Source organism: Simplicispira suum, assembly GCF_003008595.1.
GTDB classification, from domain to species: Bacteria; Pseudomonadota; Gammaproteobacteria; order Burkholderiales; family Burkholderiaceae_C; genus Simplicispira; species Simplicispira suum.
Window position 1 is genome coordinate 1317797 of sequence record NZ_CP027669.1, and the last position, 21435, is coordinate 1339231.

Consider the following 21435-nt stretch of genomic DNA (forward strand, 5'->3'; position numbering starts at 1 on the left):
CGCATGGACACCGATTCAAGCCCCCATCACGATGCATCCCCTGGCAAAGGTTTACTGGTGGTCGACGACCATGAGCTGCTGCGGCTCGGGCTGCGCACACTGGTGCAATCCCACGCACAGGCCAACGGTCAGGTGGTACAGGTGTTTGAGGCCCACAGCCTGCAAGATGCGCTAACAACATTTGGCGATAACGCCGCCGCCATCCAACTGGTTTTGCTTGACTTGCACTTGCCCGATGCGCACGGCCTGTCTGGCGTGGAGGCCTTCATGGCTGAATTTCCAGAGGCCCATGTGGCTGTGCTGTCGGGCGTCAGCGACCCCGGCCTTCAGCGCGAGGCGCTGGCTCTCGGCGCCCGAGCCTATCTGACCAAATCGGGCGACCTCGCTGAGGTGGTGCGCTACATCACGGCATCGCACGTGATTCGCATACCTCACACAGCGCACCAGGACACGAAGGCCCACGACCCGGAGGACGACACCGGAACGCCTGCATCGGCCGCCACCTCAGCAACCAGTGGTCGAACGGTGCGCACCGCCTCCGGCGAGTGGATACCGATCACGGCCCGACAAGCCCAGGTGCTCGACTGGATCCTGACGGGCTGGTCCAACCGCCAGATCGCAGACCATGCGAATTTGAGCGAAGGCACGGTCAAAAACCACGTCTCCACCTTGCTGCTGTTGCTGGGCGCACGTTCACGGGCGCAGCTCATCAGCCAACTGCGTTGACCACCAGGGCTCCCACCGCTGTCGTCGATCCCGCCACCGCTCAGCGGATGCTGCGCGAGCAGGTGGCAACACTTTTTGCCACGACCAAGAGCGCCACCGTGGCCGATGCCTTGGTGGCCTGGACCTTCGGGGCTTTGTTCTATTGGCAGTTGCGAGATCCGTGGGTACTGGGATGGCTGGGCCTGCATTTTCTGCAATTGCTGCGCTACCCCAGCCAGGCGGCCTACCACCGCGACCCGGCCGCAGACAACCGCAGCGTCTTCTGGGCGAGCCGCCATTGGAAGGAAATGCTCTTTTTTTCCTGCGTCTGGGGCGCGCTTCCCTGGATGATGATGCCAGCCGGCAACATGCCCATGACCTCGATGATCGTGCTCATCATCGTCGGTCTGTGCAGCACCGGCTTGCCCGCAGTGGCCGCGCGCTGGAGTTCAGTGCTCGCCTTCGTTCTGCCCATGAACATCGGCCTGATCAGCGCCTTGGTCTGGCACGGCAGCAATACCCACCTGGCCTTGGCTTTTCTCGTTGCGGTGTATTTACTGGCCACCCTTCAAATCGCACACTCGCTCAACAAGATGCTCACAGAGTCGCTGCTCGCGCGCTTCGAGAAAGAAGCGCTGGCCGAGCAGATCACAGAACAAATGGCGGTGACCCAGCGCCTGAGCGACGAAAAGACCCGCTTCTTTGCCTCGGCCAGCCACGATCTGCGCCAGCCCCTGCATGCCATCGCCCTGTTTGGTGCCGTGCTGGAACGGGAGCTGCACAGCCACAGCGCAGGCGAGCACGCGAAGCGCCTCATGCAAGCCGTGCATGCCAAGGGAACATCTCTCGACACCATGCTGGACATGTCGCGCCTGGACGCCGACGTGGTGCAGCCCGAATTGAACGCTGTGGCCTTGAGGCCCATGCTGCAAGCGCTCAACCAGTTGTTTGCTTCGCGGACGCAAGCGAAGGGTCTTCAACTGCGCGTGCGTACCACCGGGCTGTGGGTGCGAACCGACCCGCAGTTGCTGCAGCGCCTGCTCGCCAACCTGGTGGAAAACGCCATTAAATACACCGATGTTGGCGGCGTGCTGGTGCTGGCGCGGGCCAAACACGACGAGGTCTGGGTCGAAGTGGTCGACACCGGCCGAGGCATTGCGCCCAAAAACAGGGAGAAGATTTTTGAGGCGTTCTATCAAATCGACAACCCCGGACGCGACCGCAACCAAGGGCTTGGCATGGGGTTGTCCATCGTGCGCAGGCTCTCCCACTTGCTGCACCACCCTTTGCATCTGACATCGCGGCCTGGCATAGGCACACGGTTTCGCCTGAAATTACCTCTGGCATCCATCCCCGAAATCGATGGCGCACGCGCTGAGGCAGCTTCAACGCCATCAGGAATGCCTCCACGCGAGCCTACCCAACAAGCCCCTGCGTTGGTCTTGCCATCACCCGTTCTGCTGCTGGACGATGAGGCCGACATTGGCGAGGCGATGACCGCCTTGCTCGCCTCCTACGGCGTGCAACTCGAAGTGGTGACTCACGAGGCGGCGGCGGAGCAGGCTTTTACACAGGCGGCCGTGGAGGCACGGCCGTTTGCGGCCTTGATCTGCGACTACCGTTTGGCCGAAGGCGCTGATGGGCTGGAGACTGCCCAGCGCCTGAGGGCCAAGTTCAATCCCGAGCTGCCTTTTCTGCTGGTCACTGGAGAGACTTCACCGCAACGGCTGCAGCGCATTCGCAGCAGCGGCGTGCCGGTGTTGTTCAAACCTGTCGTCGCTCAAACACTGATTCAGACTCTGGCCAAGCTGATCGCCAAAGCCTGAACCATCGCATGCCGCTGCACACGCCCAATCGCCTCACGACATGACTTTCGGCACTGTTGGGCGGTCTCCTTCCGACTTATTCTGAGTGAAACGCCACACCCAAGGATTCGAGACATGCTGCCCAACCCGTACCAAATGAAAGCTGAGCGCGTATTCGGAAATCGAGACACTCACCAAGCCCAACCGAGCAGCCTGAGATCGCGCTTGGCGATCTCATTGGCGGTTTTTGCCAGTTTTTCGTTAGTGGGCAACACGCATGCCAAAGACCCTGGCACCCCCACGGCGGAACACCTGGGCCTTACACCGGCCTATCTGCAGGGCGATTGGTGCCAGACCTACATCCAATTCCCCAAGGAACGCAGCGAAGAAAACACGCCCTACCGGTGGGATCCCGATGGCACCTACGCCACCAGGGGCTCGAAACATGGCGACATGAAAGCGGGCTACTTTTACCTCTACAAGCCTGAGGGAAAAATCAAGCTCGCCACCATCGCAGGCTTCTTCAAAGTGAAGTCGGTCGAGCCAAACGAATTTGTCTTGCTCGTTTTTGGCGATATGCATTTTCAAAGAGGCCCTTGCAAATGACCCATTGCCTACACCGAACCGCAGCTTGTGCAGCCCCTACATCCGATCGCCCACCGCGCTGGGCCAAACCAATCGGTGTACTGGCCATGGCCCTGTGGTCGCCCATGCTGGCACATTCGGCCACGCCAGCAGAAATGATGAAAAAGGTTCGAGCGCACGCAGCCACCCTAGAAGGGCCTTGCCCGTTTTTTGATGCGGTCGTAGTGGAGAAGACTTTCCCGAACAGCAGCAACGAAGCGGTGTTCAAACGCCGCGACAAACCGTTTCCCTCCTGCACCTACCTCTGGAACGCGAAACACATGAACGGCGTCAAGATGGCCGGGCGCACGGTGATGGTTCCTTCCGAGGGGCGCTTGACATTGACCAAAGTAGCCACCCGCAACGAAGCCCAGGATTGGGAGCGGGTCTTGACAGGCTACAAAAATCAGCAGCTGACCCCAGTGCCCGAGTTGGGCCCATACGCCGTTTGGTCAGCCCAGCGCCGCCAGCTGTCATGGATCGCCAAAGGCCACATTTTTCATGTGGCGGTGGAGGACGATGACCAGCCCGCCGACCAACAAAAGAACGCCATGGTGGTGGCGGCCGAGTTGACCCGAACGCACTGACCCTTCATTCCATTTCCAAATCATTTGTGACGCGAAGATGAGCCGCAGACATTGCCGTAGCAAGGCAAGGCGAAGTCGAAGTTGACAACGTCGCGGATGATTTAGAAATGGAATCAGTGCATCAGTCCTCGCAAGCCTGCCCGCTCCCCTTGTTGGTGCATACCGACTGACGCACCCACAGCGTCAGCCCATCTGCCGCGTTGACCAAGGCGGTGACTTCGGTCGCGCGATAGCCCTCGCCCGACGACACCCGGTCGGCCCAGATGGTGAACTCATCCGGGTCAGAGTCCTCGTCCACTTCACCGGCTACGCAGCGCGACAACCGCTCACGCAGTGCCTTGTCTATCTTGAACACCGCCGGGAATTTGCAGCTGTAGCCCGTTTGCCGCAACTGCATCTTCGGCTCGTCCAGATGCACCGCCACCACGCTGCAGGTCTTGGCGCCTGTCATGGTTTTTTTGGCCTGGTAGGTTTTCCAGCCCTTGACGGCGGGGTTGGAAGGCGCAGCAAGCGCACCTTTGTGGGCAGCAAATCCCTTCTGCGCGTCGCTCACGGCCGCCTTCAACTCCTGGCAGGCAAACATCTCATTCGCCATGGCTACCGTCGGCACGGCCAGCCAAGTAGCAACCACTGTGGCCACCAAACATAAGATTGGTCGATCAAGCATGCATCTCTTCCGGTCTAAGTAACCTCATCAAAGCCTGAGCCTAGCGCTTTGCGTGGCGCACAACCAGTGCACAAAGTCATGCTTGGAAGATGCGCGTGGACGCAACCAATACTTGGCCCGGCGAGAGGTTGCGCGAATGGGCCCGAACCATTGCCATGCACGCCGTTGTAGTGGCGCGTAGGAATGCGCTGGCTCAAACGCTGGGGCTTTGAACTCCCGACTCTGTCGCCTCGGCCGCTATCGGCCGCGCCGCTGGAACGAACGCGTCGGAGAAGCATGCCCCCTCGGCCAGACCTTGGGCCAGGAAAGCTGGAATCGCCGTTTCCACCATCCGCACCGAGCCGCAGAGGTAGACCTCGTGACCACTGAGGTCAGGGAAATCGGCCAGCATGGCATCGTGCACCAGACCGATGCGCCCCTCCCAGCCGTCGCCCGACTCGGGTTCTGACACCACCGGCACCACACTGAAGTTGGGGTACTGGCGCTGCCACTCTTCGCACAGCGCCAGCATGTACAAATCCTTGGGGTGGCGCACACCCCAGTACAAGCGCATCGGCCGTGTCAGGCCGCGGGCAAAGGCGTCCAGCACAATGCTCTTGATCGGAGCGAAGCCTGTTGCGCCGGCGATGAACAGGATGGGCTGGGTGCCGTCGCGCAGCGTGAACTGGCCGCGCGGCCCTTCAAATGTGATCGTGTCACCCACCTGCATGCCCTCGAACACATGGGTGGTAAAGCGTCCGCCCGGAACCAGACGCACGTGCAGCTCGATCAGCGCGTTGTCCTGAGGAGAGTTGGCAAACGAGAAAGCTCGGCGCTCGCCGTCCTCCAACACGATGTCGATGTACTGGCCGGCTTCGAAATCCAGACGCGAAGCACCGGGCAGTTCGAGTCGCAAACGCATCACGTCGTCGGCCAGATGCTCCATGTTCACCACGCGCGCCTGGTACTGCGGCACCTCGGTTGCACTTGCTCCGGTGAAGCCATCGACGGCAATCACCACGTCGCCGTTGGGCACAGCGCAGCACATCAGCGCCAGACCGCGCGCCAGCTGCGCATCAGAGAGGGCAGACTTCTGGTACGGGCGCTGCTCCACGGTGCCCTGTTCCATGCTGCACAGGCAAAGGCCGCAGGCACCGTTGCGGCATTCATAGGGGAGCGCCAGACCTGCGCGCAGCCCCGCGTCGAGGAGCGTCTCACCCGGTCGCAACGTGAACTCGGCGGCCGTGGCGCCTTCGCCGCGCACGGTAGCGTGCAACGTGCCTTGCGCCGCGCGCCGGCCTTGCGGCCACAAAGGCAGCAGGAGCAACACGAGCGTGATGCCAGACACCAGCGCCCAGACCTGGCCGAGTGGCCACTGGCTGAGCAGCGGATAGAGCGCAAGCAAGAACCAGTCGAGTTGCACGCTCATGACCGCCTTGGCCAGATTGGCTGCGCCGCCTTGACTGAGCACTGGCGCTGCCAAGGACATCACGAGCAACGTGCTTACCAAGCCAATCACCACCGGGCGCGGCGGCGTGGTACGTGCCTTGGGCACACGCTGCACGTGGATCCACATCAGCAGCAGCACCACCAGCGGCAGGCCGATGTGCAGGAAGGAGAGCAGTGAGAAGAAGCGGTCGCTGACGCTGTCGGCATACACAAAGTTGCGCATCAGCGTGCCGCTGAACGGCGGCAACCAGTCGAGCCACTCAAAGCTGGTGACGGTGACGTACTGCGCCAGGGCGTCCCAGGGCAGCATGTAGCCGTTGACGCCCGAGGCATAGACGAGCCAGATCAGCGCCACGCCGGTAACCCATGAAAACCAGCGGAAGCCATGGAACAGGTTGAACGCGAAATAGCGCAGCATGTGCAGCATCATGGTGAGCACCATGGCGTCGGACGCGTAGCGATGCACGCTGCGCAGGATGCCGCCAAACCACCATTGGCCGTGCGTCAGCGACTGCACTGAGTCGTAAGCGCCGGTTACGCCGGTTTCAAAGAAGGCATAGAGGTAAAGGCCGCTGCCACTGACAATCCAGAACAGAAAGAAGGTGATGGAGCCAAGGTGGTACAGGGGGTTGATGCGGTCGCCAAAAGCACGATTGAACAAATCCTCCACGCGCATGAAAAGCCACTGCAGGGCCGACTGAATCGCTTTCATTACTGAACCACCATTTCATTGGCGCCGGGAGTTCCCGCGCTCTCTTTTGCCCGCATTGCCCGGACGGTCACGACAATAAACAACACACCACCAATGATGGCCACCAGTCCGCCAAACCCCATCAATCCCATGCCAGCAATTTCGGCATTGGAGCGCAGCACCTGCTCAGCGCCCGCCACCTTGCGCTGCACGCCGTACCCACCGGACCACACCAAACCGACGATGTGCATCAACTGCCCCAGGCCATACACCCAGGGCTGCGCCACCGCCAACCGGCCCTTTGGCGCTGCATAGCCGAGCGCAGGAAGCAAGTGGTAAACCAGACCCATCAGCGCCAACGTGACGCCGACGATGCAGCCGTGGTAATGCGCAGGGATGCGCACGTTGCTGCCGCTGATGAAGATGCCGATCACACCACCCGCGCCAAACAGCAAGATCGACGCCAGCAAAGCAGCGCGCAACGGATGCTGAGTGGCTTGCGCCAGCGGAAGTCGGTACAGCGCCACCACCACCGCCAGCGCCACCGGAACGATGGCCGTACCGCCGCCGGCACGCATCGCCCAGGTCAGCATGGAGCGGTGCTCTACCGAGCTGATGTCATGGGCAAGATAAGCCCAGGGTGTGACAAAAACGCCCGCTAGAGCCAGGGCGAACATCAGTACCGTCACACGCGGGCTCAGGCGCATCCGTGCGCCGCAGGCGCTGGCCAGCCACAACCATCCAACCAGCATCAACAGTGTCCAAGTGAACTGCAGCACGTGTCCGCCGCCCCAGAACAAGATTTCGTAGTACGCCTTGCCAGTCAGCGACATGGGCAGTTGCACAAAAGACCAGGCAAATGCCAACAGCGCTATCGCTGTGGCGACTGCTGCGGCGTTCAGGCCAAAGCCCAACGCGCCGCTTCCGCCAAACGAAAGGCCGAGCCGTGGCGCCGCAACCAAGCTGCGCAACGCCAGGACACCCACACCCAGGCCAAACACCACCAGACCGCCAAGAAACAGCGGCGAGTTCAGGACCGGGATGTAGTTGGCCATGATGGGCTCGCCCGCATTCAGGAAAGGCGCAGCAGCCATCGCCAGTGTGCCGGCGGCGCAGATCCACAGCGCACTCCAGCCCCAGCGCAGACCGCGTTCGCCCCCCTGCACGCTCCACAGCAATCCACCCAATGCCATGAACCACACGAGAACGGAAAGATCGACGTGCAGCACCAGCGCGACATGGAAAAAATCTGCTGCCGGCAACAGGCGATTGACGCCCGGTGTGCGCGAAAGCACCAGCAGAACGGAAAACAGGCCCGAACCCACCAAGGCCAGCAGGCCCAGCCAGAGCCAGCCACGCGCAAGGGCGCGGCGCGCGTCTTGCGGCACTGCCAGCGAATAGTCGGCGGCCGCCTGCGCAGGCGGTGGACGGTTCGCCGACAGGGAGGCGGGGTTCAGCGAAGAAGGCGCGATGGCACTCATAGCAGCACGATCTCTCCGCGCTGGGAGTCGAAGTCAATCACCAACACCTGGGCCGGCACCAATTCGACTGTGGCATCGTGCTGGTAGGTAAAGCCGCTGGTGGCCGTGGTGTCACGCATGCGCACGGTAATCCGGTGCTTGCCTGCCGGCACCTCCAGTCGCTTGTACACGGTGGAGGCTCCATCACGCGAGAGGCCTGAGGGCGCAGCGACGTGCTGGTAAGCCGGCACGCCATCGATGTCCAGCTCCACCGCCACAGGAGCGCGCTCGCGCTCGCACTTGAGCGGCGCGCGCATGTTGGGCGCCAGTTTCGCCAGTTCTTCGGCGGTGTAAGGCCGGCACTCAGCGACGCGCTGGCCGTGGTGCACGAAACTCAGCTTGATCAATGCCTGATCCGGCGCCAGTGGCGCATACGCCGGCCAGTGTGAAAAAGTGCCGACGAAGACAGCAAAACTGCCATACAGCAGCGCCTGTCCCGCCAGATCGAAAACACGCTTCATGCAGTGGACTCCGGATGTTCAAAAGATTTTGCCGTACGCGAACGCAGAGCTTGAAAGGAGGTGGTCAAGACCGCTTCGTCGCCGGGGTCGACGGCCACCAATGACCAGCGTTCTGCCGGTACGCTGGCGCGCAGCCGCGGCTCCCGCACGCCCTGCAGGCGCTCGCGCGTCCAGCGCTCGCCCAGACGGAAGGCGCAGCCTCCCTCGCGGCAGCTTGCAACCAGCACACCATCGGCACCGGCGCGCAACGCGTATTCAATAAAAGACGGCGGCAACAGCCCGGTGCACACCAGTGGCAAGGTGAGCACATCGCTCCCAGACAGTGCGCCCAGGTCCGCCCCCTCGGCACAGCCGAACACCACGTAGCGACGGGGTCCGGGGAGCGCGGCCAGGCCGCTTAGCATCTGCCGGCGCAGGTCGTCAATGGGCCACTGAGGCATGTCGATGCCGGTATGCAGCACCTCAGCGCTGCGAAACGGAGTGGACGAGGGACAGGAGCCCACACAGATGCCGCAGCTCGCACACAGGTCACTTCGTACCTGCGCCAGCTCCATGCCAACGCGGCCGCTGGGGTGCGGCACCATGGTGATGGCAGCATAGGGGCAATCTTCCACGCAGCGGCGACAACCACTGCAATGGTCCGGGTCCACCTCGGCCACAAACTGTGTCAACGCGGTCGGTCGCCAGTGCGTGTGCGAAGTGGCAGGCGGGGCCGCTCCAACTTCAGCCGGATTGGCCGTGGCAGCGCCCGGCGCCACCGGCTGCGCGCGAACACGCCGCACGCCAAGCCAGGGCAGGGCCAGCAGCAGTGCAACAGAGAGCCCAAGCAGGCCCCACACGATCGCTGCGGAAGTCGCGGCGGTCAGGGGATGGATGAACAAAAGCAGCCAGTCGTAGTTCAGGACTGCGGGAACTGTGGCCAGATCGGCCGGTCCCTGACTGCGCACCGGCAAGAGCGCGGCGAGCATCAGCAAAGTCACGCCGGTACCGATTGCCAGCGCGCGCGCGGGAAACACTTGGGCACGGCTCAGTCGCTGGACATGGAACCACAGACCAAACACCAGCATCAGCGGGACCCCCACGTGCACAAATACGAACAAGGAAAACAGGCGATCATTCAATTGCGTGCCGCCCAGAAAATTGCGTGCCAAGGGCGAGGCAAGGCCGGGCAGCGCATCGAGCCATTCGGCGGTCGCGGTGGCAGAAAATTGCCCCAGACGATCCCAGTTGAGCCAAAAACCGCCGATGGCACTGACGAACAACAGCAACAGCAAGGGCACCCCCGTCAGCCACGATGCGGCGCGAAAACTGCGAAAACGCCCCAGCATCCATTCGCGCACGACATGGGCAAGTACCACCAATACCATGGCGTCTGCGGCGTAGCGGTGCAATCCACGAAGCAAACTGCCCCAGCGCCGCGGCTCACGCGAGAGCATTTCAATGGATTGGTAGGCGCCGCTGGCCGAGGTATCGAGCACCGCGTACAGCACGGCGCCACTGACAACCAACAGCCACAAAAGCAGAAAAGCCAAAGCCCCCAGCTGCTTGAGTGGATTGCCGCCCGCACCGACCAACGCGTCGAAACCATGTTCGAGCGCGCGCCACCAACGCGTTGCAATTCGCGGCGGCGCAGGTGCGGGAGCCCGGCGGGTCAAGACAGCCACAGACACCCCGGCTCAGCGGCCGCGCAGATGTTGGCGCTGACGAGCGCGCGGCCGCGTCGCGCGCCACTCTCTAAAAAAGAAGACCATCATCACGACAAAAAACGTCACTCCGCCTGCAATCTGAATCGGCAGGGTGTAGTCCACGCGGTAGCTGCCGGTTTTCGGGTCGTACACCGTGCATACCAAACGCACACGTTCAAACAAACCTTCCAGCACCCGTTCATGGGTCACTGGCGAGCCCGCCAGCAACAAGCGCAGCGGCTCGCCCAGATCGGCGGCGTTCAGTTGCTCACCATAAATCTGGCGCACGATCCGGCCCTGCGAATCCACCAAACTCAGTTGCAACACGTGGTCAAAACCGGCCGGTGTAGGTTCATACAGAAAGCCAAAATCGCGTGTCAAGGCGGGCACATCGGCGCCGCGTGGGCTGAGAAATTCCCAGTTGTCTGAATTGATATGAAACTGGGCGGCAAACGCCTTGAGCGCACCAGGGGAGTCCTCCGGCTGGTTAAAGCCGATGCTCACCACGTTGAACTGTCCTGGCCCGACACTTTTTTGCAGCGCTTCCACCGCTATCTGTAACGCGCGCGTAGTTCCGGGGCAGATCTGAAAGCACCCGGTATAGATGAAGCTCACGAGCAAGGGTTTGCCTCGGTAGGTTGACAAAGCCACCGTGCGACCCGAACGGTCACGAAACAGGTGCTCGCCAAGTTCCCGACCCACCGCATCCTGGCTGGCTCGCAAGGCGAGGGTCTTGTCGAGGCCGGGCCTGCTTTGTGCCTCGCTCGCATCGCTCGCTGCAGCAGGCAGCGCACCCGCCCCGATCGAACACGCCAACAGCAGCGCAGCAAAGGGGCGAAAGCAGAACATGGACAAGCTCGCTTAGCGGACCAAGCCGTCCACGCAAGCCGCCACCAACAGGGTGCTCAGTTGTACCAAGGAGGCAAAAAAGGCCGACATAGCGTGCTGGCGGGTCACTTCGCGCGACAGCACCCAGGCCTTGTGCACGAAATGCAGGCCGCCCCCCAAGGCGCCGACGAGATACACCGGGCCCGCACCCCAGAATGCCGGCAACAACGAAGCCACCAGCAATGCCACGGTACTTCCGAAGACGATGCGCGCGGCACGCTCGTTGCCCACCACGACTGGAAGCATGGGCACGCCTGCCTGCGCATAGTCGGCGCGGTTGGCAATGGCCAGGGCCCAGAAGTGCGGTGGCGTCCACAGGAAGAGCACCAAGGCAAGCAGCATGGGCAACGGCCCGAGCGCCGGATCGACTGCGGCCGCGCCTGCCAGAACTGCGAAGCTGCCGGCCAGACCGCCGATGACGATGTTCATAGGACTGCGGCGCTTGAGCCACACGGTGTACACAAAGGCGTAGAAGAATGCGCCCAGGAACACATACACCGCTGCCGCACCGTTGAGCACCAGCCACGCTGCCGCGACGGCAGCCGCAAGCATGGCCCCCATCAGCACCAGCCAGGCCGGGTGGTGCGGCAGTGCACCAGTAACAAAGGCGCGCCGCCGCGTGCGCGCCATCAGCTGGTCGCTCTGGTGTTCAACATACTGGTTGAAGGCTCCCGCGCTGGCCGAAGCCACCAGCACCGACAGCGCCAGCACCAGTACCTCGATCCAGCTGGGTGCCGGCCCAGGTGTCACCACCATGCCCACCAATGCAGTGACCATGATGAGCGAACCAATACGCAGCTTGAACAGCGAGATGACGTCGCGCGTGCGCTGCACAGCCAGGCTGCGCGCAGGGTGGAGCGTGTCGGTGTGCATAGTGCGCTTCCGCTTTAGGACATGCCCCACAGCTGTGCGAGGTACTTCCAGTTAATGAAGTAATACAGCACGAAGGCGAGCAGGAACACCATGGCCAGCACGAAACTTCCAGGCGCTACCAAGCCGGCCGACCCGTAAGTCTGCGCAGCCGCTGTCCGTGCAGTGGGTGGAATCGGCGTGAAGCGCGGGCTGACAGCGCCTTGATCCAACTTCTTGCCCCACAACAAAGAGCCGACCGTGATGTAGATGTACAGTCCGCCGCCAGCAATCGCAGCGAGGCCACCGATACCGACAAGACCCATCATCAGGTAGGCTGCGCCGGGCCATTCATACGCCAGTGCCGCGCCGCTGAAAGCCATGTCCCAGTGCCTGCGCGAAACGCCCAGGGTACCGGCCCCCATCATCACGAGACAGAAGAAGTACATCGAGAAACCGAAGAGGTAGGGCTGGATCTTGGCCAGACCGGGAGAAATGGTTTCCCGCTTGAACAGCACCGGAATCAAGAAGTACGTCAGCGCCATGAAGGTCAGCGTAGTACCCACCACCACGGTCGCATGGAAGTGGCCAGGCACATAGATGGTGTTGTGGATGATCAGGTTGAGCTGCTCGGTACCCATCATCACGCCCGAGATACCGCCGAGGAAACCAAAACCGACGATGGAGATGAAAACCCCCGAGAAGGTAGGATTGCCCCAAGGCGCCTTGCGCAACCACTCGAACAGGCCCTTGTTGTAACCCTTGGCGCGCTGCGCCACTTCCATGGCACCCGGAACCGTGAGGCCGTGAATCATCGAAGCCAGCACAGCGAAGTACATGAAGTAGCTGGTGTTAACCACTTTCCACTCGGTACTGACGCCAGGGTCGGCCAACAGGTGGTGCGCACTGGCAAGCTGGAGAAACAGGATGTAGAGCAGGAAGGCGCCGCGACTGACGCGCTCGGACATCGGCTTGGCGCCAAAGGCGACTGCAGCCACCAGATACCAGATGGAAATGTGCGCCGCCACGTTGATCTGCTGCGACGAGTGACCAAAGGCCCACCAAATGGTCCGGTAGATCAGCGGATCGACGTGACTGATGAGACCGAGAGCCAGCAAATACGTTGGGATCAGGATGATCGCTCCCGAGACGATGGTGAACACCGCAATGATGGCCGCCACGATAGCGCCGAATGTCACCAGCGGAACCGAGCCTTGGTAGGTCTTGTCGCGCTTGGCAACCACCAGCGTTCCAAAGAAGACGAAGCAAGCGATCAACGCGCCGACAGCAAAAAGGATCAAGCCCAGGTAGAACCAGGGCGTGGCCATCATCGGCACGTAGGACGTCATCATCACGCTAGAGCCGCCGCGGAACACATCGATGTTGTTCATCACGGCGCCGACCAGCATCAGCGCGTAGGCCAACCAAGCCATCTTGGGCGTGGCAATCCGACAGCGCAGCAGCGTCGACGCACAGAAGTACAGCACTGCGACTTCAAAGAAAATCATCCAGAAGATGAGCATATTGATGCCGTGCGCGGTGAGCACCAAGTAGAAAGTGTCTGCGGCCAGCCAGTGAACGGCGGGCCAGCGTGTCAGCACCACGCCAATGGCGAGGATGCCGCCCACCAGCAGCGCGACGACAGCAGTCACCGCGTTGAAGATCATCAGGCGTTCGGCATTGCGTTCGAACTGCAGGCCCGAACGCGGGCAGGTACGGTAGGTGGTGGCGTTGCCTGAGGCAAGCGCAGCAGAAGTTGCGGCCATTGTTATGTGCTCCTGCTATTTGACGTAGAGGCGTCCCACCATGGTGTGGTGGTTGATGCCGCAAAACTCGTTACAGACGATAGAGAACTGACCCGACTGGTTGGGCGTAATCTTCATCACGTGCTCATATCCAGGCACCACCTGGATGTTGATGTTGGTCGGCTGCAGAGAGAAGCCGTGGTTGTAATCCATAGAAGTCATGTGCAGCTTGTAGGTTTTGTCTTTTTCAAGCTCGAGAATGGGCCACCAGGACCACAAACGTCCGATGAGGTAGACGTCGCTGCCCTCAGGTGGGTGCACCACAGGGATTTTTTCGTCGGTCTCGGTGCGTACGGTGTACTTGTCGACCATGGCCTGCGTCTTGGCAGAGAACATCTCTGGCGTGGTCTTGTAGGTTTCCGTGGAGAGGTTTTGCTTGCCGTAGATGTGCCAGCCGACCATCATGAAGAACATGACCATGCACCAAGCGAAGGCGATGGCGATCCATAGGCCTTCGACACGGTCCAGCGGGTGCTTCCACCAAAGCCGTTCGGCGGGGGGGAGAATAGCGCTCATGTGCGGGCTCCTCTTTACTTGGCCAAGGGAATGGTCAAGATCTCAATCACCCCCCACAGTGAATACACCACCATCGGGATCATCACCCCGATAAACAGCAGCAGGAAAGGGTTGTCCAGCAATTGCTGAATCATCGGAACCTTCTCGTTCTCGTCGTCATGGTGTTCCATAGGGGTATCTCCTCGGTTACCTAAAGATGCATTCGATTCTCGGGTTTAGCCTCATCGTAAGCTTGATCTACGACAAGGTCCACCGCCAGCAGCGCTAGGGGAAACCACTAACGTTGCGTCCTTTCCACTCTCTCGGTCCGCAGAATGGCCGCTTTTCTCGTTGAGCGCAAGATGCATTCCCCTATCGCGTCGATGACTTTGCCCCAGCGCAGCAGCCTGCTGCGGCGTGCCGCCTGGCTGTGTGCTGCGCTGGTTCTGATAGTGATCAGCCTGAGCGCGTTTCTGCGCCAATCGAATGCGGGCCTGGGTTGCACACCCTGGCCTGCCTGCCATGCCCGCGCTGCAGCGGGCGAGGCGCCGCAGGAGGCGGCCGGGCCGACCCAGCGCGGGGCCCGCGCCGTGCACCGGGTGACCGCTTCGTCTTTGCTTGTGCTCCTGCTGGGCATGGCGGCGCTGGCTTGGATGCCCACGCCCCGCGCGGGCGTGGAAGGCCGTCAGATCCTGCTTGCGCTGGGCCTGGTGCTGTTCCTGGCGCTGCTGGGGCCGTTCACCTCCGGATCACGCGTACCTGCGGTGACGCTGGGCAATCTCCTGGGGGCCTGTTGTTGTTCGCCGTCTGTGTGCGCCTTGCGCTGCCCCCTGCAGCGCGCTCGGCGCGAGCCGGCCCGCCGCTGGGCCGCTGGGCTTGGACTGCGTTCGCGCTGCTTCTGATGCAGATGGTGCTAGGCGGGCTGATCAGTGCAGGCTACGCCGGTTTGAGCTGTCCGCAACTGCTTGGCTGCCATCCAGGAGCGCAGGGCTGGCTGGCGCTCAGTCCCTGGCAAGTGCCCGGCGCAGGCGCAGGGCTGCCCCAATACGCTGGGGGCGTGGGCGTGCAATGGCTGCACCGTCTGGGTACGCTGGCGGTGCTGGCAGCGGTGATTGCGCTGGCGCTGGCCGCCTGGCGCGCCGGTCGGCGCAAGTCGGCCACGGTGCTGGTGACGCTTGTCGCGCTGCAGACCGAACTGGGGATGGTGCTGGCGCTGGGCGCTCTGCCCCTGGGCGCTGCACTGGCGCACAACCTGCTCGCTGCGCTGTTGCTGGCCACCGTGGCGACGCTGCTGCCGCGCGCCCGCGTACTGTCACCTGGGTTGTGACACGCGCGCCGGGCGCTGAGCACAATGGCCCATGGACTTCGCCCCTTCAGCCCGAGCGCAGGAACTGCTGCTGCGCATGGATGCCTTCGTACAGCGCTATCTTCTGCCGCACAACGCTGCGTGGCATGCGGCGGCGCAGGCAGGCAGCTATCCACCGCCGTTTCTCGCTGATCTGAAGGCCCTGGCGCGCGAGGAAGGCCTGTGGAACCTGTTCTTGCCCACCCTGCGCGAGGATGAGCCGGGAACCCGTCTTTCCAACCTGGACTACGCACCGCTGGCCGAGTGCATGGGGCGCCTGCCCTGGGCGGCCGAGGTCTTCAATTGCAACGCTCCCGACACCGGAAACATCGAGTTGCTGCATCGCTTCGCGTCGGCGGAGCAGCGCGGCGAATGGCTCGAACCATTGCTGGACGGGCGCATCCGCTCGGCCTTTGCCATGAGCGAACCCGATGTGGCCTCGTCGGACCCGACGAATCTGCAGACCACCGTGCGGCGCGACGGCACCGAGCTGGAACTGAGTGGCAGAAAATGGTTCATCACCGGCGCGGCGCACCCCGATTGCCGGCTGCTGATCGTGATGTGCCGAAACGCAGGCGAAGATCCGGAGCCCGGCAGCATCCACCAGCGCCACAGCATGGTGCTGGTGCCGCTGGAGGCACCGGGTGTGCAGGTGCTGCGCAACATTCCCGTGCTGCATCACCACGCCCCCGAAGGCCACTGCGAAATCCTGCTGCAAGGCGTGCGTGTGCCCGAGAGCTCCTTGCTGGGCGAATGGGGCGCGGGCTTTGCGATGGCGCAAGCCCGGCTCGGGCCGGGCCGCGTGCACCACTGCATGCGCAGCATCGGCCAGTGCGAACTGGCGTTGCAATTGGCGGCCGAGCGCACGCTGGAGCGCCAGATGTTTGGCCGCTACGAGTCGGATTTTTCCAACGTGCAGGACTGGCTGGCCGAGTCGCGCATCGAGATTGACCAGGCGCGTTTGCTGGTGCTGCGCACCGCCTGGCTGCTGGATCAGGGGAGCGCTGCAGACGCGGCGGGAACGCGCGCCCAGGTGGCAGCCATCAAGGTGGTGGCTGCACGCCTGCAGACGCGTGTGGTGAACCGGGCCATGCAGGTGTTTGGTGCCATGGGACTGTCCCCCGACACGCCGCTGGCCCAGTTCTGGAGCTGGGGCCGCGCCCTGCATCTGATGGACGGGCCGGACGAGGTGCACCTGCGCAGCGTGGCGCGGCATGAACTGGCCCAGGCGCGGGGCCGCATGGGCCAGAGCAGCGCCTGGTTCACGACGCCTGAGCAAATGCGGGCGCCCCCACGGGTACGCTAGTCTGCTACGATATTTATAGCTTCTAACGCTTATTGGATAAGCGCTAGCGGCATAAACAATCTATATTTTCGCGGATTCGATGCTCAGTTTTGAGCTTGCGGCTGCAGCGTGGATCGTGCAGCCGGTGTGCGCTGCGGGTGGCGCACCACACGGTTGCGTCCTTGTGCCTTGGCCTGGTAAAGCGCCTCGTCCGTGCACTCGACCACTTGCTCCACCGACTGGCCCGGCAGACTCTCGGCCAAGCCTGCCGATACCGTCACTGCCACGTGACCGGCAGGGCAGGGAACCTGCAGCGTGGCCACCTCGGCGCGCAAGCGCTCAAGCAGCAATGCCGCACCCGCAGCGTCGGTCTCAGGCAGGAGCAACAAAAACTCCTCGCCGCCCCAGCGCGCGAGCACGTCGGTACTGCGCAGATTTTTGACGGCGCTTTGGGCAAACGCACACAGCACCGCGTCGCCCACCGCATGGCCGTGTTGGTCATTGACCCGTTTGAAAAGATCCAGATCCAGCAGCGCCAGCACCAGCGGGCGCCCACTGCGGTCGCAGCGCTCACGTTCCACCGCCAGCAGTTCGGTCATGCGGCGCCGGTTGACCAGGCCGGTCAGGTCGTCGTGCGCGGCCAGATGATGGATGCGCGCCAGTGCCGCAGCCAGTGCGTGCTTTTGCCGCTTGAGCCGCTGGCGCACATGCTGAATGCGCAGACCGACAAAGGTGCTTCCGCCGAGCACAAGAACGATCATCACGCCGTAGGCCAGCTCCAGCACCGCGTTGTGTCCAGGGGCATCCATCCAGAAGACCACCACCGTCGCGATGCCGAAGCACAGCAGCGACAGCAGCAGGTTGGCCAGCATCTGGCGCGCGCTCAGGTTGAAGATGCCAAACATCAACACCAGCGAGAGAATGACCGGCGTGATTCCGCGCGCTTCGCCCAGCAAGGCATAACCCGCCGCGTTGCTCAGGATGGCGTAGCGAATCTGCAGTTGGGTCAGCGCTGGATCGTCCAGGCTTAGGGTCCAGCCGGTACGGATGCACACCAGCACCGCGAGGTTGAACAGCACGAGCGTGCTGATCCAGATGAGGCTCAGATCCACACGCGCAAAACCGGCGTAGGCCAACAGCATGACGAGCCCGCCGCACACTGCGGAAAGCAGCGCCGACACCGCCGTCATGGCAACACGGATGCGCATGTGGTGATCGACGCCGAGGAGCCGCTGCGCCCAGGCGCTGCGGTTCACGTTACGGACCATGCCACGCCTTTCATAGGTTATGGGCAAGCACTGCGCTGCGGGTGTCGACACTGCGGCGCCATTCTAGGGACGCACGGTTTTGGTGCAAACGCAAGCCCCCACAGAGAGGTCGGCTTGGGCCGGCAGGAGATGGAGACCGCCGGGTCCAGGCCTGCCAGGCCGTCCCAAACCCATTCTGAGCCTGCGGTTGAAAACTGCGACTTGCAGGAAGGGGTTTCGTCGCATAAGATAGTAATCAATTACTCACTTTCAGAGCATTCCGTGTCTACTGCTTCCAAATACCTGCCTGCCGATGAGCGCCGCGCCGCAACCGTGGAGGCTGTCATTGAACTGGCCGCCACCCAGAATCCGAGCGACATCACCACCGCAGCGATTGCCGGCCACATGCACCTGACCCAAGGGGCATTGTTTCGCCACTTTCCATCCAAGGACGCCATCCTGCAGGCCGTCATGGAATGGGTGGCCGAGCAGTTGCTGGCCCGCGTCGAGCGGGCCGCACAGGATGCACCTTCTCCCCTGGCCGCTCTGGAGGCCATGTTTCTGGCGCACACCGCCTTCATCGCAGAGCACCCCGGCGTTCCGCGCATGATGTTTGGTGAACTCCAGCGCACGGGCGACAGCCTGCCCCGGCGCATGGTGCGCACCCTGCTGGGGCGTTATGGCGAGCGCCTGCAGCAGCTGTTTGCAGAGGGCAAGGCGAGTGGCGAAATCGACCCCGCCCTGGACACAGAGGCCGCCGCCACTTCATTCATCGGCAGCATCCAGGGCCTGGTCATGCAGTCCATGCTGTCCGGTGACGTAGCGCGCATTCGCCGCGACGCGCCGCGCGTGTACGCCATTTACCAGCGCGGCATCCGGAGCGCGCCATGAGCGCCGCGCCGGGCCGCTCCCCAGCAAGCTCGCGCCGCAGTGCGCAGCAAGGAGGTATTCAATGAGCCGCCTTCCCCTGCAACGCCGCACCCTGGCCCTGCTGGCCGTCGTGCTGCCCCTGCTGGCCTTGTTCATCTATGTGGTGCTGCGCTCGGGGCCGCTCGCTCCGGTGGCCGTCACCGTGGCCACGGCCGAGCAGCGCTCCATCACCCCCGCCCTGTTCGGCATTGGCACGGTGGAGGCGCGCACCACCTACCACGTCGGTCCCACGGTGTCCGGCCGCGTGCTGCGCCTGTCGGTCGAAGTAGGCGACCGCGTCACGGCGGGCCAGGTGCTGGGCGAAATGGATGCCGTGGACTTTGACGAGCGCCTGCGCGCCCAGGCTGCCGCCGTACAGCGGGCCCAGGCCGCTCTGAAGGACGCGCAGGCCCGCCAGCAGCAGGCACAGACCCAGGCTACGCGCTACGCCGAGCTGCTGGCCGTGCGTGCCACCAGCGAAGAAATTGCCACCGCGCGCCAGCAGGACTTGGCCAGCGCCAACGCTGCTCTGGCGGGCAGCCAGGCCGAAGTGGCACGCCTGCGCGCCGAGCAGGAAGCCCTGCGCACGCAGCGCGGCCAGCTGCGCCTGCGCGCCCCGGCCGACGCGCTGGTGACAGCGCGCCTGGCCGAGCCCGGCAGCACCGTGGTGCCCGGACAGGCGGTAGTGGACCTGGTAGACCCGAACAGCCTGTGGGTCAATGTGCGCTTTGACCAGACCAGTGCGGCCGGCCTCGCCGCCGGTTTGCCCGCGCAGGTGCTGCTGCGCTCGGACGTTGGGGCGCCACTGGCCGCGCGCGTGCTGCGTGTCGAACCCCTGGCCGATGCCGTGACCGAAGAAACCCTGGCGAAGGTGGTGCTGGCCTCCCTGCCCACCCCCTTGCCGCCGCTGGGCACCCTGGCGGAAGTCACCATTCACCTGCCCGAACTCGCCGCTGCACCCACCATCCCCAATGCCGCCCTGCGGCGCGTGGACGGAAAGATGGGCGTTTGGGAGTTGGGCGCCGACGGCCTGCGCTTTGCCCCCCTGGTACTGGGCCAGGCTGATCTGGACGGCCAGGTGCAGGTGCACAGCGGCCTTGCAGAAGGCGCGCGCATCGTCGTCTACAGCGAGAAGGAACTGACCGCCCGCAGCAACACCCATGTGGTGGACCGCATCGTCAAGGGGGCGCCGTGATCAGCCTGGCGGGCCGCGACATCCTCCATGCCTGGGGCAAGTTTGTCTTCACGGGCATTGGGCTGGGGCTGCTGATCGGCGTCACGCTCACCATGGCCGGGGTGTACCGCGGCATGGTGGACGACGGACGCGCCCTGCTGGACAACAGCGGCGCCGACATCTGGGTGGTGCAGCAGGGCACGCTCGGGCCCTACGCCGAACCATCAAGCCTGAACGACAGCACCTGGCGCAGCCTGCGCGCGCTGCCCGGCGTGCAGGACGCTGCCAACGTGACCTATCTGACCATGCAGGTGCAGCGCCTGGCAGGCAACGGCAGCGCGGCGGACGCAGCGGGCACGGCCCGTGCCGCCAGCGACGTGCGCGCCATGGTGGTCGGCATCGCGCCCGGCGGCAGCGGCACACCGGGCTGGCCGCCCTATCTGGTGGCAGGCCGCCAGCTCACGCGCAGCCATTACGAGGCTGTGGCCGACATCGCCAGCGGCCTGGCGCTGGGCGAGCGCATCCAGATCCGGCGCAACGTCTATACCGTGGTCGGGCTCACGCGGCGCATGGTGTCCTCGGGCGGTGACCCCATGGTGTTCATCCCGCTCAAGGATGCGCAGGCGGCACAGTTTCTGCGCGACAACGATGCGCTCTGGCAAAGCCGCCACCGCACCGCCGCCAACCCCGCTTTCAACCGTCCGGGTGTGCCCGGCCTGCTGGACGCCGTGATTGCTTCGCAAAGCAGCAACCCTTCGGTCAACGCGGTGCTGGTGCGCGTGCGCCCAGGCCACGACGCCGAGGAGGTAGCAGCGTCGATCCAGCGCTGGCAGCGCCTCACGGCCACCACACGCGCGCAGATGGAAGACATCCTGGTCGGAAAGCTGATTGCCACCTCAGCGAAGCAGATCGGCATGTTCCTGGCCATTCTGGCGCTGGTCAGCGCGGCCATCGTCGCCTTCATCATCTACACGCTCACGCTGGGCAAGATCCGCGAGATCGCGGTGCTCAAGCTCATCGGCACCAAGAACCGCACCATCGCCGGCATGATCGTGCAGCAGGCGCTGGGCCTGGGGCTCATCGGCTTCGTGGTGGGCAAGATCTCCGCCACGCTGATGGCGCCCGCCTTCCCCAAATACGTGCTGCTGGTGCCAGAAGACACGGCGATGGGGCTGGCGGCCATCCTGGCCATCTGCGTACTGGCCAGCGGCGTCGCCATCCGCGCCGCGCTGCGCGTCGATCCCGCCGAAGCGGTAGGAGGTTGA

At 63.4% G+C, this 21435-nt stretch carries 19 protein-coding genes and 1 pseudogene; 9 read left to right on the forward strand and 11 right to left on the reverse strand.

What is annotated here, in order from left to right; genetic code table 11:
* The first annotated feature begins 3 nt into the window (after positions 1–3).
* The 4 genes from C6571_RS06270 (at position 4) to C6571_RS06285 (ending at position 3721) form a co-directional block, all read left to right on the forward strand.
* Positions 4–726, forward strand: coding sequence for a response regulator transcription factor (locus tag C6571_RS06270; RefSeq protein ID WP_106445930.1), 723 nt, complete (start codon positions 4–6; stop codon positions 724–726).
* On the forward strand, positions 723–2531 hold the full coding sequence (locus tag C6571_RS06275) for an ATP-binding response regulator (protein WP_245901427.1): 1809 nt from the start codon (positions 723–725) through the stop codon (positions 2529–2531). The genes C6571_RS06270 and C6571_RS06275 overlap by 4 nt, the downstream gene beginning before the upstream one ends.
* 114 nt (positions 2532–2645) lie before the next feature.
* The gene (locus C6571_RS06280; protein WP_106445932.1) at positions 2646–3116 is read left to right on the forward strand and encodes a hypothetical protein; all 471 of its coding nucleotides are present in this window, start codon (positions 2646–2648) and stop codon (positions 3114–3116) included.
* Positions 3117–3202: 86 nt separating this feature from the next.
* Positions 3203–3721 (forward strand): hypothetical protein, encoded by a 519-nt coding sequence (locus C6571_RS06285; RefSeq protein ID WP_106445933.1) that lies wholly within the window; start codon positions 3203–3205, stop codon positions 3719–3721.
* Between the two features lie 121 nt (positions 3722–3842).
* Here the strand turns inward: C6571_RS06285 and C6571_RS06290 are convergent, their stop codons facing one another.
* The 10 genes from C6571_RS06290 to C6571_RS19685 form a co-directional block, all read right to left on the reverse strand.
* A complete protein-coding gene (locus C6571_RS06290) occupies positions 3843–4352 on the reverse strand; it encodes a hypothetical protein (RefSeq protein WP_211300704.1) in 510 nt (169 codons plus the stop codon).
* Positions 4353–4581: 229 nt separating this feature from the next.
* On the reverse strand, positions 4582–6528 hold the full coding sequence (locus C6571_RS06295; RefSeq protein WP_106445935.1) for an FAD-binding oxidoreductase: 1947 nt from the start codon (positions 6526–6528) through the stop codon (positions 4582–4584).
* The gene (locus C6571_RS06300) at positions 6528–7988 is read right to left on the reverse strand and encodes a cbb3-type cytochrome c oxidase subunit I (RefSeq protein ID WP_106445936.1); all 1461 of its coding nucleotides are present in this window, start codon (positions 7986–7988) and stop codon (positions 6528–6530) included. The genes C6571_RS06295 and C6571_RS06300 overlap by 1 nt, the downstream gene beginning before the upstream one ends.
* Positions 7985–8488 carry a hypothetical protein gene (locus tag C6571_RS06305; protein WP_106445937.1) on the reverse strand — a complete coding sequence of 168 codons (504 nt, stop codon included), beginning with the start codon at positions 8486–8488 and terminating at the stop codon, positions 7985–7987. The genes C6571_RS06300 and C6571_RS06305 overlap by 4 nt, the downstream gene beginning before the upstream one ends.
* Positions 8485–10152, reverse strand: a complete 1668-nt coding sequence (locus tag C6571_RS06310; RefSeq protein ID WP_245901429.1) for a cytochrome b N-terminal domain-containing protein — start codon at positions 10150–10152, stop codon at positions 8485–8487. Before C6571_RS06310 ends, C6571_RS06305 begins: the two co-directional genes overlap by 4 nt.
* A gap of 12 nt (positions 10153–10164) precedes the next feature.
* Positions 10165–11022 (reverse strand): SCO family protein, encoded by an 858-nt coding sequence (locus tag C6571_RS06315; RefSeq protein WP_106445939.1) that lies wholly within the window; start codon positions 11020–11022, stop codon positions 10165–10167.
* A 12-nt stretch (positions 11023–11034) separates the two neighbouring features.
* Complete coding sequence (gene cyoE, locus C6571_RS06320) at positions 11035–11934, reverse strand: heme o synthase (protein ID WP_106445940.1); 900 nt, start codon at positions 11932–11934, stop codon at positions 11035–11037.
* Positions 11935–11948: 14 nt separating this feature from the next.
* Positions 11949–13676: a cbb3-type cytochrome c oxidase subunit I gene (locus tag C6571_RS06325; RefSeq protein ID WP_106445941.1), complete on the reverse strand. Its 1728-nt coding sequence runs from the start codon at positions 13674–13676 to the stop codon at positions 11949–11951.
* Positions 13677–13691: 15 nt separating this feature from the next.
* Positions 13692–14231 carry a cupredoxin domain-containing protein gene (locus tag C6571_RS06330; protein ID WP_106445942.1) on the reverse strand — a complete coding sequence of 180 codons (540 nt, stop codon included), beginning with the start codon at positions 14229–14231 and terminating at the stop codon, positions 13692–13694.
* 14 nt (positions 14232–14245) lie between these two features.
* Positions 14246–14401 carry a hypothetical protein gene (locus C6571_RS19685; protein ID WP_170094690.1) on the reverse strand — a complete coding sequence of 52 codons (156 nt, stop codon included), beginning with the start codon at positions 14399–14401 and terminating at the stop codon, positions 14246–14248.
* A gap of 192 nt (positions 14402–14593) precedes the next feature.
* On the opposite strand from C6571_RS19685, the pseudogene C6571_RS06335 reads away from it, so the two are divergent.
* Both C6571_RS06335 and C6571_RS06340 read left to right on the forward strand, forming a co-directional pair.
* A pseudogene (locus C6571_RS06335) lies at positions 14594–15537 on the forward strand (COX15/CtaA family protein).
* Between the two features lie 31 nt (positions 15538–15568).
* Complete coding sequence (locus C6571_RS06340; protein WP_106445943.1) at positions 15569–16861, forward strand: acyl-CoA dehydrogenase family protein; 1293 nt, start codon at positions 15569–15571, stop codon at positions 16859–16861.
* A gap of 83 nt (positions 16862–16944) precedes the next feature.
* On the opposite strand, the gene C6571_RS06345 is transcribed toward C6571_RS06340, so the two are convergent.
* Positions 16945–18108: a GGDEF domain-containing protein gene (locus C6571_RS06345; RefSeq protein ID WP_106445944.1), complete on the reverse strand. Its 1164-nt coding sequence runs from the start codon at positions 18106–18108 to the stop codon at positions 16945–16947.
* Between the two features lie 261 nt (positions 18109–18369).
* Here C6571_RS06345 and C6571_RS06350 point away from each other — a divergent pair, with 261 nt between their 5' ends.
* From C6571_RS06350 to C6571_RS06360, 3 genes are all read left to right on the forward strand, one after another.
* Positions 18370–18978, forward strand: coding sequence for a TetR/AcrR family transcriptional regulator (locus C6571_RS06350; RefSeq protein ID WP_106445945.1), 609 nt, complete (start codon positions 18370–18372; stop codon positions 18976–18978).
* Between the two features lie 61 nt (positions 18979–19039).
* Positions 19040–20191, forward strand: a complete 1152-nt coding sequence (locus tag C6571_RS06355) for an efflux RND transporter periplasmic adaptor subunit (protein ID WP_106445946.1) — start codon at positions 19040–19042, stop codon at positions 20189–20191.
* A complete protein-coding gene (locus C6571_RS06360; protein ID WP_106445947.1) occupies positions 20188–21435 on the forward strand; it encodes an ABC transporter permease in 1248 nt (415 codons plus the stop codon). The genes C6571_RS06355 and C6571_RS06360 overlap by 4 nt, the downstream gene beginning before the upstream one ends.

Bases quoted from the DNA above. Each gene is read 5' to 3' on its own strand.
- C6571_RS06280 (WP_106445932.1), top strand. From the start codon at position 2,646: ATGCTGCCCAACCCGTACCAAATGAAAGCTGAGCGCGTATTCGGAAAT.
- C6571_RS06315 (WP_106445939.1), bottom strand. From the start codon at position 11,022: ATGTTCTGCTTTCGCCCCTTTGCTGCGCTGCTGTTGGCGTGTTCGATC.
- C6571_RS06270 (WP_106445930.1), top strand. From the start codon at position 4: ATGGACACCGATTCAAGCCCCCATCACGATGCATCCCCTGGCAAAGGT.
- C6571_RS19685 (WP_170094690.1), bottom strand. From the start codon at position 14,401: ATGGAACACCATGACGACGAGAACGAGAAGGTTCCGATGATTCAGCAA.
- C6571_RS06325 (WP_106445941.1), bottom strand. From the start codon at position 13,676: ATGGCCGCAACTTCTGCTGCGCTTGCCTCAGGCAACGCCACCACCTAC.
- C6571_RS06305 (WP_106445937.1), bottom strand. From the start codon at position 8,488: ATGAAGCGTGTTTTCGATCTGGCGGGACAGGCGCTGCTGTATGGCAGT.
- C6571_RS06300 (WP_106445936.1), bottom strand. From the start codon at position 7,988: ATGAGTGCCATCGCGCCTTCTTCGCTGAACCCCGCCTCCCTGTCGGCG.
- C6571_RS06345 (WP_106445944.1), bottom strand. From the start codon at position 18,108: ATGGTCCGTAACGTGAACCGCAGCGCCTGGGCGCAGCGGCTCCTCGGC.
- C6571_RS06355 (WP_106445946.1), top strand. From the start codon at position 19,040: ATGAGCCGCCTTCCCCTGCAACGCCGCACCCTGGCCCTGCTGGCCGTC.
- C6571_RS06340 (WP_106445943.1), top strand. From the start codon at position 15,569: ATGGACTTCGCCCCTTCAGCCCGAGCGCAGGAACTGCTGCTGCGCATG.
- cyoE (WP_106445940.1), bottom strand. From the start codon at position 11,934: ATGCACACCGACACGCTCCACCCTGCGCGCAGCCTGGCTGTGCAGCGC.
- C6571_RS06330 (WP_106445942.1), bottom strand. From the start codon at position 14,231: ATGAGCGCTATTCTCCCCCCCGCCGAACGGCTTTGGTGGAAGCACCCG.
- C6571_RS06295 (WP_106445935.1), bottom strand. From the start codon at position 6,528: ATGAAAGCGATTCAGTCGGCCCTGCAGTGGCTTTTCATGCGCGTGGAG.
- C6571_RS06285 (WP_106445933.1), top strand. From the start codon at position 3,203: ATGGCCCTGTGGTCGCCCATGCTGGCACATTCGGCCACGCCAGCAGAA.